Raw genomic sequence first — 17,168 nt, 5'->3', positions numbered from 1 at the left:
TTCATAGGCGAAGGAGAATGAATTCTGAGATATTAAACTTATATCTATATTATTTTTATTTGTGATTTATTAATTGGTTAAGGAGAGAGTAAATGAGAGATTCTCTACCAGGAGATGTGAATCCGAAATCATTAAGAATGAAAGTTCATAATCCTTTTTTAGCAATTCCGTCTTCATCTGAAACTCCACCTAGTAATGTATTTACTGAAGTAACAACAACAGTAAGAAGTATATATGGAAATCCTTTGCCAAAGAAAAAAATATTTGTTACAGATTATTCAGTAGGGTTTGGTAAATTGAAGGAAGTAATAATATTTGCTTCTAATCATGAAGATAGAATAGAGCCTATATTATATAATGGTTATGAAGGTTTTTTTATTGAAACAAATGAACATGGTGAGATTTCGTTCTTTATACATCCAAAGATATCACCAATGGTTTCATTGCAGTTATATGCACAAATACCTGGTGATGATAATATCTTTGCTGCAGATTACATTATCTATATTGTAGATCATACATATCAAGAACTTCCTTCTAGATTGCTTGAGCCAAAAATAATTGGCTGTTCAGGTGGAAATATAAAGTCAAATGGACATAGTAGGTTTGAAGCTCAAATTAGCAATGTTGATGATGTTGAAGATGCCGAATCTATACTATTTTTTGTTAATGGAGAGTATACTAAAGAATCTATCCCGTTTGAATATGCTAGTGATTTTACTTTGCCTTACTCTATTTTTAAAAGTAATAGTTTGTCAGAGTTCTCTTATATTGTTATTAGGAGAAGTGGAGATATATACCCGTATAAATCCAGAGTGTTAGAATTAAATTATATGAGAGAACCCAATAAACCTTGGTCAGATGTGAATAGAGTATATGATTCTTGTAAGGTTTATAATAGCAAAGGTGTTAAATCTGGAAACATTATAGAACAATACACTTTTATTAGTGAAGAAGATATTTCTTATTCCAATAGTGATAATGCGGGTGTTTATGTTGTAATTACAGGGACAAATGTCCCAGGAGATACGTCAAAAGTTGCCTTTGGCTCTGAGGTGACATTAAACTTATATACTAACTCTCTTTCAGGTGATTTTAGATGGAGTTGTAATAAAATAATGCCATTTCTTCCTGACGAATATGATGGTAATACTGCAACGCTAATATTTCCTATACCACTTAGGCTTTTAAATAATAATCCTGCGTTTCCTAGTGGTAAATATGGTGAGGTGTATTTTGACTATCAGATTGGAGTAGATATTGATCCTGATGTTTCTTATGGAAGAACTTGGTTTGGACATATTAATACATTTGACTGACAATGAGGTGATTTATGCTTGATAGTAATTATCTTTCTGCACCAATAATTGAAGGATATGATAATAATAAATTATATAATCATGGGGAAACGGAATTTTGTGTAGAAATTCCATATTATGAACATGCTCATTCTGGCGATCTGATATGTTTTTATGTAAATGGTATTTCGACTAATAATTGCTTTAATCTTGATAAAGTTGAAGAATTAGGCACACCCTGTATATACAAATTACCTTTTGATATTTTTTTGCCTGCTGATACTCCATGTAGATTTTCTTACACTGTTAAAAGTTCCGGAAATGGTGCTTTTAGACCTTCAAATGATTTAATTGTTACATATACAGATAAATCAGATCCGCCACTATTTGGCGCTTGTACTGTATACTCAAGTTTTGGTATTAATGATGATGACAATATAGTACAGCCATACCCTCCTGAATGTGGTGGTGAAAATGATAGTAATATTGTTACTTGTCATACTATTTCTAATTACAAGAAGAATAATGACTGGGCAGGGTTATATGTTGTAATAGATGGGGCAAACTATACTCCAGGAAAAGTTCCAATTGGTAGTAAGGTTACACTTTGTGCTCTTCTAGAATCTGAATGTTATCAAATGGGAGACGGACCATTTCCTATAGGTACGAAAGTAATGGAGCCTGATGCTAATAACCCTAACCTTGGCCGTATTGTTTTTCCCATTCCTCATAATTATGTAGTGGGATATAAGAATCAAGGTGGCTGTCAGGATTCTAATGGTAATGTGTATGGATATGGCACAATTAATTTTTGGTATCATGTCAATAAAAATGACAAGTACATATCAGACTATTGGAAAGGTAGAATACATACTTGTGGGTTAGATCCTAGTTTGGGTATCCAAACTCTTACTAGTTGTACGAAAGTACAGCCTTGTTATAATTGCCCAGAATAAATGAATAAAAGTGGTATTTTTGGAACTAGACTTAAATTAGCACCCATTTTCATGGGTGCTAATAATATTGAGAGGTTAAAAAAATAAAAATTTAATTAATAATTATTTTGGTGCTAAATTAATATGCTGTTTTTATATATAAATACAGAAGGTTCCTATTTGAAAAACTGGAATGCAATCATGTGATAATGGCAAGGTTTCACTATAAAATAAAACTATGGTGAGATCTGTGTTTTTATCTTTTTTATAGTTAAAGTTCTGATTATTTATGTGCTTTTCATATTTCTAAATTAACTTCTCCTTTCCTTGATGTTCTTTAGTTTTCGTCTGAAAGTTATTTGTAATACCTTACTGATAAAATTATAGCAATTTCATTGCAAGTAAAAAATTAATCCCCATTTATTTTTTCATTATGCGAGTAAATCAGGATTATATTCTTTTATGTGTTTTTGTTATTAATCTATTCACTTGTGATTTGATTATATGGTATTTTATTAAAGCAATGTTTTATTTAATCAATTTTTGGTTTGATGTTCTTAAGTTATTTGATGTGAAGGTTATTGTTTTTGCAATTGTCAATAATTGTAATGATTGAAGTGAAAAACGTGGTTTTATGTATAAATGATTTAATTATTTTGAGGAGGTGAAATTATCTTTTTGTAGTGTTGAATTCTTCATTTATATTACCAATGTTATTATAAATTACTGTGATTAAGAAGTCGTGGTAAATCTTTTGCTAATTGTATCCTTATTAACTAACATTTCATTAGTCAATGTTTTTACCAGTAGTTCCGATAAGACCTTTGGCAAAGCGCTAAGTTAAAATGCTATCACCATGAATCTGTAATGTTTTGTAGTTATTAACAACCATTGGGCGAAAGAACATGGATATACGCAATCTTGAAGCTTTCATCGTTTTGGCTGAGACTCTTAATTATCACAAGGCATCAGAGAGGCTTTACCTTTCTCAGCCTGCTTTGACGAAAAAAATACACGGTCTGGAAGATATTCTGGGGGCTGAATTATTCAGAAGAGGACCAAATGGAACAAAATTAACAGATTTTGGTCAGAAAACGCTGGAAAATGCCAGAAAATTTTTAACGCATTATGAACAGTTTAAAAGCCAGGTGCAGTTTGATTCAAAAAAGGAAGTGACCCGGCACTTATATGTCGGCTCGTGTTTTCCTATCCATAATTATTCTCAAATCGAGAATCAGCTTGCAGAGAAAAAAGGTAATATTGTACTGGCTCTGATGACCGGTTTGTCAGTTGAGCAGCAGGTTAATTTATTGAATGCGGGTATGCTCCATGTGGCCGTTATGCCTTTGGCAGCGGCAAAATCGTTTGACGTAAAAAAAATATTTACTGAAAAATTAGTTTATATTTTTAAGAAAAAGAGCCCGCTGATATCTAAATTCAGAATAGGAAATAGTCAGTATGGCAGTAAGAATTCTCTGACGATGGCGAGCGAAAAAAAAGAAAATACTGATTTGAATGACTGTCTGAATGTTTTTCCTATTTATAGTAGTGATAATATGAATTTGTTATTAAAAACAAATGATATCATGTTGATGATGGAGATGATTACAAAAAATGGTACTTACACATGTGTGCCTAAGAGAATGATAAGTGCAATTCCGGATTATTATATGAATTCTCTGGAACTTTTTGAAACAGATAAGAAAATAGACTTAGGTGTCGTATGGAGTAAGACAATAGATGAGGAGCTGATTGGTGATGCTGAAAGCTTTTCTGCATGGGTGATCAATCTTTAAAATAACAGTCTAAATAGTCAGTGAATCATTTCTTTAATGTTAATGCTTTTTCAAAGCAGATTATAAATAATAAGATCGTGAGATTTTGATAATGACTATAAATATTTCTGTTAATCGATGTGTGAAAGATATTTCTCAATCATATGATTTTAAGTTTTTATAATCAGTAGGGCAATTTCTTGTATAGGTTAGACAATAGTATGTTTTTAGGCTTGAAATATCATAACCGGGCATTAGGTTAAAATGCCCGATTATGATTGCGCGAGAATAAAGATTCAGAATAAGCTTATTGATTTGAGTTAAACGTTTCTGTCATTTTTTCAATTTGCTCCTGAATATCTAACCACTCCACTTCAATATCTTCCAGTGTGGATTTAGTGTTATTCTGTTGATACAGGCACTCGGTTAATTCCGTTTTGCGATCATTTTCATAGATTGTGTTATCTGACAGCTTTTCTTCTATATTTTCCAGCTCTGTACTTAATTTTTCCATCTGCTTTTCAAGAAGGGTTAGCCGCTTACGCAATGGTTGTGTTTGACTGCGGAATTCTGCTTCACGTCTTTTTTGATCTTTACGCTCCTGCGCACTGTAATTCTGGACGTTATTGGTAGATAAATCAGTGCCGGCCGCGGTTTTTTCTTCCTGACTCTCTCGCAATTGCTGACGCTGTAATTCTGTCAGCCATTGCTGATAGTCCTCCAAATCACCGCTGAAAGACTCTACTTTGCCATCATGTACCAAATAAAGTTCATCAGTGGTAGAACGCAGCAGGTGTCTATCATGGGATACCACGACAAGAGCGCCGTCGAAATCGATCAGAGCTTCAGTCAGAGCCTGTCTCATGTCCAGATCAAGGTGGTTGGTGGGTTCATCCAGTAGCAGAAGGTTCGGGCGTTGCCAGACAATCAAGGCAAGTACCAAACGAGCCTTTTCCCCGCCGGAAAAACGGGCGCTCGGGTCAGTTACTTGGTCTCCTTTGAAACCAAAACCGCCAAGGTAATCCCTCAGCTGCTGTTCTGATTCCTGTGGTGCGAGTCTGGCTAAGTGCTGTAAAGGTGATTCGTCCGCACGCAGGAATTCCAGCTGGTGCTGGGCAAAATATCCCAGTTTGATACCTTTGGCTAAAGCGATCTCTCCTTTCTGTGGTTCAAGCTCACCTGCCAGTAATTTGATAAGGGTTGATTTACCCGCACCGTTACGGCCTAGCAGACCAATGCGTGAACCGGGAACCAGATTTAATTTGATCGAGTCCAGCACAGTCTTGTCACCGTATCCGGCACTGATTTTTTCCATGTTCAATAGCGGGTTTGGCAGACTGTCCGGCTTTCGGAAGCTGAAACGGAAGGGGTTATCAACATGGGCTGGTGCAATCAATTCCATGCGTTCCAGCATTTTGATCCGGCTTTGTGCCTGTTTGGCTTTGGTGGCCTGAGCACGGAAACGGTCAATATAGCTTTGCAAATGCGCCACTTTTTCTTGCTGGCTTTGGTACAAAGCCTGTTGTTGGGCAAGTTTGGCAACGCGTTGCCGCTCAAAGGAAGAGTAATTACCTGTATATTCGAATAAATTTTGTTGCTCGATATGCAGGATTTTATCGATGATCGGGTCGAGGAAATCCCTGTCATGGGAGATCAGAATCAAAGTGCCTGTGTAGCTTTTCAGCCACTTTTCAAGCCAGATTACTGCGTCCAGATCAAGGTGGTTAGTTGGCTCATCCAGCAGCAGCAGGTCAGAGCGGCAAATCAGTGCCTGAGCCAGATTGAGGCGCATACGCCAGCCACCGGAAAATGAACGGACAGGTTGTTCCAGCTGTGCCTGAGAAAAGCCCAAACCATGCAACAAGCTGGAAGCGCGAGAGCGGATTGTCCACGCCTGAATAGTGTCCAGTTGGCCGTGAAGGTGGGCGATAGCGTGGCCGTCATTCTGTTCATTGGCTATTTTCAGCTTTTGCTCCAGTTGGCGGAATTCGCGATCACCGTCGATCACATATTCAAGCGCTGAAATTTCCAGAGCGGGAGTTTCCTGATTTACCCATGCCAAAGCCCAATTACCGGGAAATGTCACAGAGCCATTTTCAGCCTGAAGTTCACCTTTCAGTAATGAAAGCAGGGTTGATTTACCACAGCCATTTTTACCCACCAGCCCAACTTTCTGGCCGGGATTGATGGTTGCGCTGGCATTGTCCAGCAGAACACGGACGCCTCGGCGGATTTGCAGAGAAGAAAAAACAATCATGATATTGTCTGTATAGAGTATGTTAAGTTAATAATTACATTGTATCTGTTCGTTTCGTTGTTTCGATAGTCTGGCGTGCATGGTAGCGGAAAATAGGTGACCTGACACGTCCTGAGGGGGGATTGATGATATTGTCATCTCATGTTTTGCCGCCCAGGGTATTACTGTTGTATATCCATCCGGAACCGCAGGGTTCTGTGGTCAATAAGGTATTGCTCCAGACGGTTCGGGAGCTGGAAAACGTCACTGTTCACGATCTGTATGGCTGTTATCCTGATTTTTTTATTGATGTTCCGGCAGAGCAGAAGCTCTTAAGTGAGCATCAGATCATTGTGTTTCAGCATCCTCTTTATACTTATAGCTGCCCTGCTTTATTGAAAGAGTGGATGGATCGCGTGTTAAGCCGTGATTTTATTGGCGGCACCGAGCCGATGCTGAGAAATAAATACTGGCGCTCTGTCATCACTACGGGAGAGCCTGAAGGTGCTTTTTGCAGCAGTGGGCACAACCGTTATTCGATGGAGGAAATTCTCCGGCCTTTCGAATTGGTGGCTTCGATGTGCCATATGCACTGGCTGTCCCCGATGATCCTTTACTGGGCCAGACGTCAGCCACCTGAGGTGCTTGTCAGTCATGCTAATGCATATTGGGAATGGCTTAAAGCGCCACTGTCTTTGGGAGGGCTTTAATCATGGAGACTTCAGCGCTGTTAAGCGCCGGAATATTATTTCTGTTTGCTGCTGTTGTCGCTGTTCCTCTGGCTCAGAAGTTCAGAATCGGAGCCGTTCTGGGGTATCTTCTTGCCGGTATCGCACTTGGCCCTTGGGGAGCCGGACTTATCAAGGATGTTGGTGAGATCCTCCATTTCTCTGAGCTTGGTGTCGTTTTTCTGATGTTCATCATTGGTCTTGAACTGAATCCGGCAAAACTCTGGCAACTCAGGCGTTCTATCTTTGGTGCCGGTACAGTGCAGGTTGTGCTGACTGCGCTAGTTCTGGCTTCGTTTCTTTGTCTGACAAATTTCTCATGGCAGGCTGCTGTTATCGGTGGTGTGGGGCTTGCTATGTCGTCAACCGCGATGGCGCTGCAATTAATGCGGGAAAAAGGCATGGCAAATAACGAAGGTGGGCAACTCGGTTTTTCTATTTTGTTGTTTCAGGATATTGCGTTAATTCCGGCTTTAGCTTTGATCCCGATACTGGCGGGTGGTACGGCTTCCGGTGACTGGTATCGTATCGGCCTTAAAATTATTGCCTTTGCCGGTATGTTGTTGGGTGGGCGCTATTTATTACGTCCTTTATTTCGTTTGGTGGTGAAATCAGGTGTCAGAGAAGTGTTTACCGCCGCTGCGCTACTGGTTGTTCTTGGTGCTGCGGTTTTTATGGAAACACTGGGTTTTTCGATGGCTCTGGGGACGTTTATTGCGGGGGTGTTGCTTGCTGATAGTGAGTATCGCCATGAGCTGGAAATTTCCATTGAACCCTTCAAGGGATTGTTGCTGGGGCTGTTCTTTATTTCTGTTGGTATGTCATTGAATATTGGTGTGCTGTTGAGCCATTTGCCAGATGTATTGCTTGCTGTTTTGGCTCTGGTGCTGACAAAAAGTACCATATTGTATGTTATTGGCAGAATTTCTGGATTAGGAAATTCATTGGGTATGCAGCTTTCCGGGGTGTTGAGTCAGGGGGGAGAATTCGCCTTTGTTTTATTTTCAGCTGCTCTTGGAGAGAAGGTGTTAGATAAGAACCAGATGTCATTTTTGTTGGTAGTGGTGACATTATCGATGATGACAACACCGCTGGTGATGACATTAGTCGAGCGGATATTAACCGGTCGTTACAATAGACAACCAGAAAGCAATGAAACACCTTTTGTGGAAGATAACGCTCCACAGGTTATTGTGGTGGGTTTTGGTCGTTTCGGGCAGGTTGTCGGGCGGCTTTTAATGGCAAATAAAATCCGTATCACTGTGCTGGAGCGCGATGTCAGTGCGATCAGCACGCTGCGCCGTTATGGTTATAAGGTGTATTATGGTGATGCAAGTGAGCTGGAACTGCTGCGTTCTGCGGGAGCTGACAAAGCTAAAGCGATTGTCATTACCTGCAATGAACCGGAAGATACCATGACCATTGTCCGATTATGCCAGCAACATTTTTCTCATCTGCACATCATTGCACGTGCAAGAGGGCGCTTTGAAGCCCATGAGCTGTTGCAAAGTGGTGTACAGGATTTTAGCCGGGAAACATTTTCAAGTGCGCTGGAAGTCGGAAGAAAAACCATGATAGGGCTGGGTATTCATCCTCATCGTGCTTATCGTGCCCAGCAACATTTTAGGCGTCTGGATATGCGCATGTTGCGTGAGCTTATGCCTCATCTACAGGGCGATGTGGCACATATATCCCGTGTAAAAGAAGCCCGTCGTGAATTGGAAGAGTTATTTGAACGGGAAATGCTTAATGAACGTCGTCAGCCGGAAGGCTGGGATGAGTGATGATATGAAATAACTATATACTTTGTCGAAATCCATTGTGTATACCGACAATAATAACATCACAGTATATGAAGTAATGGGGGAAATATGTCTGTCAGTCGTAAGCGTTTTATTGCAGGAGCCGTTTGCCCAAAGTGTCAGTCACAGGATACTTTGGCCATGTGGCAGGAGAATAAAGTGGATGTTGTGGAATGTGTCAGTTGTGGGCATCTTCAGCGGCAAACCGATGAATCTGTAACACCTCATGTCAGAGATCAGGAGCAGGTTATCGGTATTTTTACGCCGAAATAACTGAACTAAGTTACAACAGATAATGGATAAATTTTTTCATTACCAGATACAGTGAAGTAGAATTCCGGTACAATCAGCGGCATTTTTAGTCGTAACGTAAGAATTTTCCCTCACGTTTTTACCCGGGTATTGTAGGAGATGTCATGAAAGTAGAAAAAGATTTGGTGGTCAGCTTGGCTTATCAAGTAAGAACAGAAGATGGTGTTTTAGTTGATGAGTCCCCGGTGAGCGCACCGTTAGACTATCTGCATGGCCGTGGTTCCCTGATCAGCGGTTTAGAGAAATCACTGGAAGGTCGTGAGGCTGGTGAGCGCTTTGATGTAAGCGTTGAAGCTGACGATGCATATGGTCAGTATGATGAAAATCTGGTTCAGCGCGTACCAAAAGATGTTTTTGTTGGCGTTGAAGAATTAGAAGTGGGTATGCGTTTCCTGGCTGATACTGATATGGGGCCAGTACCTGTTGAAATTACCGCTTTAGAAGGCGATGACGTTGTTGTTGATGGCAACCACATGCTGGCTGGTCAGAATCTGAAATTCAACGTTGAAATTGTTGCGGTTCGTGAAGCAACAGAAGAAGAACTGGCTCACGGTCACGTGCATGGTCAGGGTGGTTGTGGTGATCACGATCACCAGCATGATCACGAAGAGCACAGCTGCTGCGGCGGTAGCTGCCACTAATTGGCAGGAAAAAAGGGAAGCTGACGAGCTTCTCTTTTTTACGGTTTGCCCCGGCCTTTGCTGGCAGGTATTGACTCCGATCAGTCATGCTGGAGCTGTCTCCACGAAGTAGGCTCTTAATAGTGCGGAGGGGGTGTTTCTTCTGACATTGGTGCGATAATTGATGACTGGTGGGTTTTCAGTCGTTCTGCCATTAATTTTAACTGCTCTTTCAGTCTATCTATTTCTACCTGCTGCTTTCTAACCTCTTGGTTTAATTCTTCAATGGTCATTTCCTGATAGGCCAGTTTAGTTTCCAGTTGCTCAAATCTTTGTTCAAAGCTGGATAATTCCATTATTTCCCCTCTCATCTTTGTTTGTTCATTTAATTTCATGGTGAAATGATTATTCTAATCGGGTTGATACTATAATACCGGTAGCCTGATGCCTATACCCTTCGCCTTTCAAGTTGCCTCTTTGTTGGCTGCGCTCACTCACCCCGGTCACAGTTTTTATAAACATACGGTTAGCTATGCTCCCGGGAATGAGTTCTCTTGCCGCCGCGATGCAATTCGAAATCCATTGGGTCTAAACCTTTTGGCAAAGGTGAGGGCGGAGAAAAGTGAAGAAAAAACAGAATAAGTAAAAAGCTTTTTACATCAATATGGTGCTAATCTTTTTCAGGCCAATGTATAGCAAATATTGTTATTGGTTTTAGTAGGCAGTTATAGTACATGTGGTTGCATGATTTTTGCTGATGACAAATTCAGTCAAATTTATTGGAGAATATGATGAAATCATTCTTAAAAACAACTTTGTTAGCAACTACACTGGCAATGACATTCGGTGTACCTTATGTAATGGCTAATGAAGCAAAAGCCAGCGACGAAGTGAAATTGAATAAAGCTTTCAAGACCGCAGAACAGCAGAACTCTTATGCGTTGGGAGCTTCCATTGGTCGTTATATGGAAAAATCTTTAGAGGAACAGAAAGCACTGGGTATCGACCTCGATAAATCTCAGGTTATGTCTGGCTTTGGAGACGCAATAAATAATAAAAGCAAACTGAATGATAGCGAAATTCAGCAGATCCTCAGTGAGTTTGATGCAAAAATCAGGGCTTCTTTACAAGTTAAAATGGAAAAAGAAGCGAGCGAAAATAGCGAGAAAGGAAATAAATTCCGGGAACAGTTCGCTAAGGAAGCTGGAGTAGTCAAAACTAAATCAGGTCTTTTGTACAAAGTTGAACGTGAAGGAACGGGCAAGACTCCTGTATCAACCGATACTGTCATCGTGAACTACAAAGGTTCTTTGATTGACGGGAAAGTGTTTGATAGTTCTTATGACCGGAAAGAACCTCTGTCTATCCCTCTGGATGGTGTTATTCCTGGCTGGACAGAAGGTCTTCAGCACCTGAAAAAAGGTGGAAAAATGAAGCTGGTTATTCCACCTGAGTTAGCTTATGGTAAAAATGGTGTTCAGGGAATTCCGGTTAACTCAACTCTGGTCTTTGAAATTGAATTGCTGGATATTAAACCTAGCGCGAAAACAAAATAATTTTCATCGTAATTAATACGTGATTTTATAACAGGGGCTATCATGCCCCTGTTTTGTTATGAGAATATTTACTTCGACTTGATAAGTTATAAAGATTAAATATAGAAAATGAGTTTGACCACTTATTATTTTCTACGGTATTAAATAGAATAACTTTCTCATATATCAGGTGTATTCGAACACTAGGCTGTGATAAGGCCGAATGGTCTGCCCAGCGAGAACTTGACGATAATTTAATGTAGTTTTAACGTCATTATTCTGGATAGAATACAGCGTATTAAAAATGTTTTCTGCTAAGTGCGGTTATAATAAATCTCTCCCTGATGTTTTGGTGAGGCGGAGTCTAAGCTTGAAGGATGGTGTATTACATGTCTACCCCGTTATTTTCTGGTGAAAAAATATCTGGTGATAAAATATCCGGTGATAGCAGCGATATTGATTTACTGGAAAATCAACCGTTCAGTGAAACGGATCATGAAATCTTAAAGTCTTATGAAGCGGCAGTTGATGGCCTGGCTATGCTGATTGGTGGGCATTGTGAAATTGTTCTTCATTCACTGGAAGACCTTAAATGTTCAGCTGTCAGAATAGCTAACGGAGAGCATACCGGTCGTCAAATCGGTTCTCCTATTACCGATCTGGCATTACGGATGCTGCACGATATTACTGATGAAGACTCTTCTGTTTCCAGAGCCTACTTCACAAGGGCGAAAAGTGGCGCATTGATGAAATCGGTCACTATTGCTATTCGCAATCGTCAGCGTCGGGTTATCGGGCTTTTGTGTATCAACATGAATCTTGATGTGCCTTTTTCTGAAATTATTCAGACTTTTATCCCTGAAAAAACTCACGAGGTTTCTTCAAACGTCAATTTTGCTTCTTCCGTGGATGATCTTGTTGCTCAGACACTGGAATTCACTATCGAAGAAGTGAATGCGGATCGCAATGTTTCCAATAATGCCAAAAACAGGCAGGTTGTTCTGAACCTTTATGAGAAGGGCATTTTTGATATCAAAGATGCGATTAATCAGGTCGCTGACCGCCTGAATATCTCCAAGCATACGGTATACCTCTATATTCGCCAGTTTAAAAACGGTGAATGTGCACACCCGGAGAAGTAATGTTGCCACTGTCTTACTGCTTACTGGTAACCGGGCCGACATACGGGACTCAGCAAGCCAGTAGTGCCTATCAGTTTGCTCAGGCAATTATTGCCTCTGGTCATAAATTGCATAGCGTGTTTTTTTATCGTGAAGGCGTCCAGAACGGTAATCAGCTGACTGCACCTGCCAATGATGAGATTGATCTTGTCAGGGCGTGGCAGTCATTGGCTGTTCAGCATCAGTCTGAGCTGTTTATTTGTATTGCAGCCGCGTTACGACGCGGCGTCGTGGATGAGCAGCAGGCAAGTGAACTGGATTTGAGGTCCGCAAATCTCGCCGATGGTTTTGAACTCAGTGGTCTTGGTTCTTTGGCTGAGGCCATGATGCTGTGTGATCGCGTGGTACAATTTTAAGGGTACGACGACTTAATGGCACAGGGTTAGGGGCATAACAGGAAGACATTTATAATGAAAAAAATCGCCTTCATTTTTACTGAAGCCCCCCACGGCTCTTCTGCTGGTAGAGAAGGGCTGGATGCACTGCTTGCAACATCAGCACTGACGGAGCAGGTCGGCGTATTCTTTATTTCTGATGGAGTACTTCAGCTGCTGTCCAACCAGCAGCCGGATAAAATCCTGTCACGTGACTATATTTCAACATTTAAGATTTTACCTCTGTATGACATTGAGAAATGTTATATCTGCCTGGAAGATCTGACGGTTAGAGGATTTGCTCCAGAAGATGATTTTATTCTGGAAGCTGAGTTTCTCTCGGCTGCGGCAATCCGGCAAATGCTGGCGGGCTACGATGTTGTGTTGAAATTTTAATCTACTTTGGAGAGATGACATGTTATATACTGTTAGATGCTCACCTTATCAGAATGACTTCAATGCAATACTGGGCTTGATCACTGATGCAGATGATGTCCTGATGCTGCAAAATGGGGTATTACTGGGTGTTCATGGCAATCCCTATTTAGCTGAGCTGATTCATACAGGTGCGGGTATCTATGCCTTACAGGAGGATCTGGATGCCCGGGGGCTTACGGAGCGGGTTTCAGAGCATGTAAAGATGGTCAATTACAATGGCTTTGTCAGTTTAACAGTGAAACATCAGCAAAGTTTAAGTTGGTAAATATTCCGCATTTTTTCCGCAGATATTGCCTGTGATCATTCAGTTAATAAATCAGTGGTCTGTGAACTTTTTAGTGCGCTGACAGAATACTGACAGATACCAACATATAGAAAGACTGTATATTTCTTGACACCTCGTCAAGTCAGCAATAAAATTCCGCGTCCTCTCGTTTTGTCATCATGGCTGACAGAGGGTAAAATCCGTGTTTACGAAGCAAAAAAACCAGGAGTTTTTTTAATAATGGCTACTATTAACCAGCTGGTTCGCAAATCTCGTAGCTCGAAAGTTGTGAAAAGCAACGTTCCTGCTCTGGAAGCTTGCCCGCAAAAACGTGGCGTATGTACTCGTGTATATACTACCACTCCAAAAAAACCAAACTCAGCACTGCGTAAAGTATGCCGTGTTCGTTTGACTAACGGTTTCGAAGTGACTTCTTACATCGGTGGTGAAGGCCACAACCTGCAAGAGCACTCCGTTATCCTGATCCGTGGCGGTCGTGTTAAAGACTTGCCAGGTGTGCGTTACCACACTGTTCGCGGTGCATTGGACTGTTCCGGTGTTAAAGACCGTAAACAAGCTCGTTCTAAGTACGGTGTGAAGAAGCCAAAGGCTTAATGGGTCTCCGTTAAGTAAGGCCAAACATTGTTCACTTTAAATGTCAAAATAAACTCGTAGAGTTTTGGACAACCCTGAAATTCGAAACGGAGTATTTCCATGCCACGTCGTCGTGTAATTGGTCAACGTAAAATTCTGCCAGATCCAAAGTTCGGATCAGAACTGCTGGCCAAATTTGTAAATATCCTGATGGTAGACGGTAAAAAGTCTGTCGCAGAAGCAATCGTATATGGTGCGCTTGAGACCCTGGCTCAGCGTTCCGGTAAAGAACATCTGGAAGCATTCGAGCTGGCACTGGATAACGTGCGCCCGACTGTGGAAGTTAAATCTCGCCGTGTAGGTGGTTCTACCTATCAGGTTCCAGTTGAAGTTCGTCCGGTTCGTCGTAATGCTCTGGCAATGCGTTGGATCGTTGATGCTGCTCGTAAACGCGGTGATAAGTCTATGGCTCTGCGCCTGGCGAATGAATTATCTGATGCGGCTGAAAACAAAGGCGCTGCTGTTAAGAAACGTGAAGACGTTCACCGTATGGCAGATGCTAACAAGGCGTTCGCACACTACCGTTGGTAATCCATTTTTTGGGAATCCATCGGCAGTGAATATGTTCTGGGTAGCTGCGGCTGCCCGTTCTCCAAATTGAAGAACGCCCACGAGAGAGGAAAAAATGGCTCGTCAAACACCTATAGCACGTTACCGTAATATCGGTATCAGTGCCCACATCGACGCCGGTAAAACCACAACAACTGAACGTATTCTGTTTTACACAGGCGTAAACCATAAGATCGGTGAAACTCACGAAGGTTCAGCAACGATGGACTGGATGGAGCAGGAGCAGGAGCGTGGTATTACCATTACCTCCGCAGCGACTACTGCATTCTGGTCCGGTATGGCTAAACAGTATGAGCCACACCGTATCAACATCATCGACACCCCAGGCCACGTTGACTTCACTATCGAAGTAGAACGTTCTATGCGTGTTCTTGATGGTGCAGTAATGGTTTACTGTGCAGTTGGTGGTGTTCAGCCTCAGTCTGAAACCGTATGGCGTCAGGCTAACAAATATAATGTTCCACGCATCGCGTTCGTTAACAAAATGGACCGTATGGGTGCGAACTTCCTGCGCGTTGTTGAGCAGATCAAAACTCGTCTGGCAGCTACCCCAGTTCCTCTGCAACTGGCGATTGGTGCAGAAGATACCTTCACTGGTATTGTTGACTTGCTGAAAATGAAAGCAATCAACTGGAACGAAGCTGATCAGGGTACTACCTTCACTTATGAAGATATCCCGGCTGACATGGTTGAACTGGCTCAGGAATGGCATCAGAACCTGATCGAATCCGCAGCAGAAGCATCAGACGAACTGATGGACAAATATCTGGGCGGTGAAGAGCTGACTGAAGACGAAGTCAAGGCAGCTCTGCGTAAGCGTGTTCTGGCTAACGAAATCATCCTGGTTACCTGTGGTTCTGCATTTAAGAACAAAGGTGTTCAGGCAATGTTGGATGCAGTTATCGAATATCTGCCAGCGCCAACTGACGTTGAGTCTATCAAAGGTATGTTGCCAGATGGCAAAGATACCCCAGCAGAACGTCATTCAAGCGATGACGAGCCATTCTCTGCACTGGCGTTCAAAATCGCAACTGACCCATTCGTGGGTAACCTGACGTTCTTCCGTGTTTACTCCGGTGTTGTTAACTCTGGTGACACTGTACTGAACCCGGTTAAAGATAAGAAAGAACGTTTTGGCCGTATCGTTCAGATGCACGCCAACAAACGTGAAGAAATCAAAGAAGTCCGTGCAGGCGACATCGCTGCTGCTATCGGTCTGAAAGATGTAACTACTGGTGACACTCTGTGTGACATGGCCTCTCCAATCATTCTGGAGCGCATGGAATTCCCAGAGCCAGTTATCTCTGTTGCTATCGAGCCAAAAACTAAAGCTGACCAAGAAAAAATGGGTATCGCTTTAGGCCGTCTGGCACAAGAAGACCCATCATTCCGCGTGAGCAGTGATGAAGAGTCTGGTCAGACTATCATCGCAGGTATGGGTGAACTTCACCTCGACGTACTGGTTGACCGTATGCGTCGTGAATTCAACGTTGAAGCGAACGTAGGTAAACCTCAGGTTGCTTACCGTGAAACTATCCGTGCTTCTGTTGAGCAGGAAGGTAAACACGCTAAACAATCCGGTGGTCGTGGTCAGTTCGGTCACGTTTGGCTACGTATCGAGCCTCTGGAAGCAGGTGGCGACGGTTACCAATTCGTGAACGAAATCGTTGGTGGTGTTGTTCCTAAAGAATACATCCCAGGCGTTGACAAAGGTGTTCAGGAACAGCTGAAGAGTGGTGTTCTTGCAGGTTACCCAATCGTTGACGTTAAAGTTGCTCTGTTCGACGGTTCTTACCATGACGTTGACTCCTCAGAAATCGCCTTTAAAATTGCCGCATCCATGGCATTTAAAGAAGGCTTCATGAAAGCGAAGCCAGTTCTGCTGGAACCAATCATGAAAGTCGAAGTGGAAACACCAGAAGACTACATGGGTGACGTCATCGGTGACTTGAACCGTCGCCGTGGTATGATCGATGGTATGGATGATGTAGCTACGGGCAAAATTGTTCGTGCTCAAGTACCATTATCTGAAATGTTTGGTTATGCTACTGACCTGCGTTCTCAGACCCAAGGTCGTGCTTCTTACTCCATGGAGTTCTTGAAGTACAACGAAGCGCCTAGCAACGTCGCTCAGGCTATTATCGAAGCTCGTAAAGCTAGATAAGTTTTCGAGTTTACTATCTTTTTGGCTCCCTCATCATTTGTGACGGGGGAGCGGTATTAAGGAATAGAGTCGTGTCTAAAGAAAAGTTTGAACGTTCCAAACCGCACGTTAACGTTGGTACTATCGGCCACGTTGACCACGGTAAAACTACCCTGACTGCTGCAATCACCACCGTTCTGGCAAAAACCTACGGCGGTAACGCACGTGCATTCGATCAGATCGATAACGCACCAGAAGAAAAAGCACGTGGTATCACCATCTCTACTTCTCACGTAGAGTAC

At 42.0% G+C, this 17,168-nt stretch carries 18 protein-coding genes; 16 read left to right on the top strand and 2 right to left on the bottom strand.

Going from position 1 to position 17,168, the window contains the following annotated elements; genetic code table 11:
• The first annotated feature begins 92 nt into the window (after positions 1 to 92).
• From AACS90_RS08345 to AACS90_RS08335, 3 genes are all read left to right on the top strand, one after another.
• Complete coding sequence (locus tag AACS90_RS08345) at positions 93 to 1,319, top strand: hypothetical protein (protein ID WP_099120255.1); 1,227 nt, start codon at positions 93 to 95, stop codon at positions 1,317 to 1,319.
• Positions 1,320 to 1,333: 14 nt separating this feature from the next.
• Positions 1,334 to 2,254 carry a hypothetical protein gene (locus AACS90_RS08340; RefSeq protein ID WP_099120254.1) on the top strand — a complete coding sequence of 307 codons (921 nt, stop codon included), beginning with the start codon at positions 1,334 to 1,336 and terminating at the stop codon, positions 2,252 to 2,254.
• A gap of 884 nt (positions 2,255 to 3,138) precedes the next feature.
• Positions 3,139 to 4,029: a LysR family transcriptional regulator gene (locus tag AACS90_RS08335; RefSeq protein ID WP_099120253.1), complete on the top strand. Its 891-nt coding sequence runs from the start codon at positions 3,139 to 3,141 to the stop codon at positions 4,027 to 4,029.
• Between the two features lie 286 nt (positions 4,030 to 4,315).
• Here the strand turns inward: AACS90_RS08335 and AACS90_RS08330 are convergent, their stop codons facing one another.
• Entirely contained in the window at positions 4,316 to 6,265 is a 1,950-nt protein-coding gene (locus AACS90_RS08330; RefSeq protein WP_099120252.1) for an ABC transporter ATP-binding protein, read from the bottom strand.
• Positions 6,266 to 6,390: 125 nt separating this feature from the next.
• Here AACS90_RS08330 and kefG point away from each other — a divergent pair, with 125 nt between their 5' ends.
• The 4 genes from kefG to slyD all read left to right on the top strand — a co-directional run bounded on the left by kefG (position 6,391) and on the right by slyD (position 9,727).
• Positions 6,391 to 6,954 carry a glutathione-regulated potassium-efflux system ancillary protein KefG gene (gene kefG, locus AACS90_RS08325; protein ID WP_099120251.1) on the top strand — a complete coding sequence of 188 codons (564 nt, stop codon included), beginning with the start codon at positions 6,391 to 6,393 and terminating at the stop codon, positions 6,952 to 6,954.
• Positions 6,955 to 6,956: 2 nt separating this feature from the next.
• Positions 6,957 to 8,756, top strand: a complete 1,800-nt coding sequence (kefB, locus tag AACS90_RS08320) for a glutathione-regulated potassium-efflux system protein KefB (RefSeq protein WP_099120250.1) — start codon at positions 6,957 to 6,959, stop codon at positions 8,754 to 8,756.
• An 87-nt stretch (positions 8,757 to 8,843) separates the two neighbouring features.
• On the top strand, positions 8,844 to 9,047 hold the full coding sequence (locus AACS90_RS08315) for a YheV family putative zinc ribbon protein (RefSeq protein WP_099120249.1): 204 nt from the start codon (positions 8,844 to 8,846) through the stop codon (positions 9,045 to 9,047).
• A 143-nt stretch (positions 9,048 to 9,190) separates the two neighbouring features.
• Positions 9,191 to 9,727, top strand: coding sequence for a peptidylprolyl isomerase (gene slyD / locus AACS90_RS08310; protein ID WP_099120248.1), 537 nt, complete (start codon positions 9,191 to 9,193; stop codon positions 9,725 to 9,727).
• 116 nt (positions 9,728 to 9,843) lie between these two features.
• Here slyD and AACS90_RS08305 read toward each other — a convergent pair whose 3' ends face one another.
• Positions 9,844 to 10,062 (bottom strand): SlyX family protein, encoded by a 219-nt coding sequence (locus AACS90_RS08305; protein WP_099109210.1) that lies wholly within the window; start codon positions 10,060 to 10,062, stop codon positions 9,844 to 9,846.
• Positions 10,063 to 10,497: 435 nt separating this feature from the next.
• On the opposite strand from AACS90_RS08305, the gene fkpA reads away from it, so the two are divergent.
• From fkpA to AACS90_RS08260, 9 genes are all read left to right on the top strand, one after another.
• Complete coding sequence (fkpA, locus tag AACS90_RS08300) at positions 10,498 to 11,262, top strand: FKBP-type peptidyl-prolyl cis-trans isomerase (RefSeq protein ID WP_099120246.1); 765 nt, start codon at positions 10,498 to 10,500, stop codon at positions 11,260 to 11,262.
• A 368-nt stretch (positions 11,263 to 11,630) separates the two neighbouring features.
• Positions 11,631 to 12,383, top strand: coding sequence for a helix-turn-helix transcriptional regulator (locus tag AACS90_RS08295; RefSeq protein ID WP_099120245.1), 753 nt, complete (start codon positions 11,631 to 11,633; stop codon positions 12,381 to 12,383).
• Entirely contained in the window at positions 12,383 to 12,778 is a 396-nt protein-coding gene (tusD, locus tag AACS90_RS08290; protein ID WP_099120244.1) for a sulfurtransferase complex subunit TusD, read from the top strand. Before AACS90_RS08295 ends, tusD begins: the two co-directional genes overlap by 1 nt.
• 54 nt (positions 12,779 to 12,832) lie before the next feature.
• Positions 12,833 to 13,192: a sulfurtransferase complex subunit TusC gene (gene tusC, locus AACS90_RS08285; RefSeq protein WP_099120243.1), complete on the top strand. Its 360-nt coding sequence runs from the start codon at positions 12,833 to 12,835 to the stop codon at positions 13,190 to 13,192.
• Between the two features lie 19 nt (positions 13,193 to 13,211).
• Entirely contained in the window at positions 13,212 to 13,499 is a 288-nt protein-coding gene (gene tusB, locus AACS90_RS08280; protein WP_099120242.1) for a sulfurtransferase complex subunit TusB, read from the top strand.
• 240 nt (positions 13,500 to 13,739) lie between these two features.
• A complete protein-coding gene (gene rpsL, locus AACS90_RS08275; protein WP_086954597.1) occupies positions 13,740 to 14,114 on the top strand; it encodes a 30S ribosomal protein S12 in 375 nt (124 codons plus the stop codon).
• A gap of 99 nt (positions 14,115 to 14,213) precedes the next feature.
• Positions 14,214 to 14,684, top strand: a complete 471-nt coding sequence (rpsG, locus tag AACS90_RS08270) for a 30S ribosomal protein S7 (protein ID WP_099109204.1) — start codon at positions 14,214 to 14,216, stop codon at positions 14,682 to 14,684.
• A 94-nt stretch (positions 14,685 to 14,778) separates the two neighbouring features.
• On the top strand, positions 14,779 to 16,887 hold the full coding sequence (fusA, locus tag AACS90_RS08265) for an elongation factor G (RefSeq protein WP_099120241.1): 2,109 nt from the start codon (positions 14,779 to 14,781) through the stop codon (positions 16,885 to 16,887).
• Positions 16,888 to 16,958: 71 nt separating this feature from the next.
• Positions 16,959 to 17,168: GTP-binding protein (locus AACS90_RS08260; protein ID WP_241538162.1), on the top strand; the 210-nt coding region annotated here is incomplete at its 3' end.

This window comes from Xenorhabdus sp. KK7.4, from assembly GCF_963876465.1.
Classification (GTDB): Bacteria; Pseudomonadota; Gammaproteobacteria; order Enterobacterales; family Enterobacteriaceae; genus Xenorhabdus; species Xenorhabdus stockiae.
Note: the sequence above shows the minus strand (reverse complement) of the source record. Positions and strands in the feature narration are given on the sequence as shown.

Excerpts from the sequence above, each read along its gene's own strand:
- AACS90_RS08345 (WP_099120255.1), top strand. The coding sequence starts at position 93 with ATGAGAGATTCTCTACCAGGAGATGTGAATCCGAAATCATTAAGAATG.
- tusD (WP_099120244.1), top strand. The coding sequence starts at position 12,383 with ATGTTGCCACTGTCTTACTGCTTACTGGTAACCGGGCCGACATACGGG.
- AACS90_RS08330 (WP_099120252.1), bottom strand. The coding sequence starts at position 6,265 with ATGATTGTTTTTTCTTCTCTGCAAATCCGCCGAGGCGTCCGTGTTCTG.
- fkpA (WP_099120246.1), top strand. The coding sequence starts at position 10,498 with ATGAAATCATTCTTAAAAACAACTTTGTTAGCAACTACACTGGCAATG.
- AACS90_RS08315 (WP_099120249.1), top strand. The coding sequence starts at position 8,844 with ATGTCTGTCAGTCGTAAGCGTTTTATTGCAGGAGCCGTTTGCCCAAAG.
- kefG (WP_099120251.1), top strand. The coding sequence starts at position 6,391 with ATGATATTGTCATCTCATGTTTTGCCGCCCAGGGTATTACTGTTGTAT.
- fusA (WP_099120241.1), top strand. The coding sequence starts at position 14,779 with ATGGCTCGTCAAACACCTATAGCACGTTACCGTAATATCGGTATCAGT.
- kefB (WP_099120250.1), top strand. The coding sequence starts at position 6,957 with ATGGAGACTTCAGCGCTGTTAAGCGCCGGAATATTATTTCTGTTTGCT.
- AACS90_RS08305 (WP_099109210.1), bottom strand. The coding sequence starts at position 10,062 with ATGGAATTATCCAGCTTTGAACAAAGATTTGAGCAACTGGAAACTAAA.
- AACS90_RS08335 (WP_099120253.1), top strand. The coding sequence starts at position 3,139 with ATGGATATACGCAATCTTGAAGCTTTCATCGTTTTGGCTGAGACTCTT.
- AACS90_RS08340 (WP_099120254.1), top strand. The coding sequence starts at position 1,334 with ATGCTTGATAGTAATTATCTTTCTGCACCAATAATTGAAGGATATGAT.
- slyD (WP_099120248.1), top strand. The coding sequence starts at position 9,191 with ATGAAAGTAGAAAAAGATTTGGTGGTCAGCTTGGCTTATCAAGTAAGA.
- tusB (WP_099120242.1), top strand. The coding sequence starts at position 13,212 with ATGTTATATACTGTTAGATGCTCACCTTATCAGAATGACTTCAATGCA.
- AACS90_RS08295 (WP_099120245.1), top strand. The coding sequence starts at position 11,631 with ATGTCTACCCCGTTATTTTCTGGTGAAAAAATATCTGGTGATAAAATA.
- rpsL (WP_086954597.1), top strand. The coding sequence starts at position 13,740 with ATGGCTACTATTAACCAGCTGGTTCGCAAATCTCGTAGCTCGAAAGTT.
- tusC (WP_099120243.1), top strand. The coding sequence starts at position 12,833 with ATGAAAAAAATCGCCTTCATTTTTACTGAAGCCCCCCACGGCTCTTCT.
- rpsG (WP_099109204.1), top strand. The coding sequence starts at position 14,214 with ATGCCACGTCGTCGTGTAATTGGTCAACGTAAAATTCTGCCAGATCCA.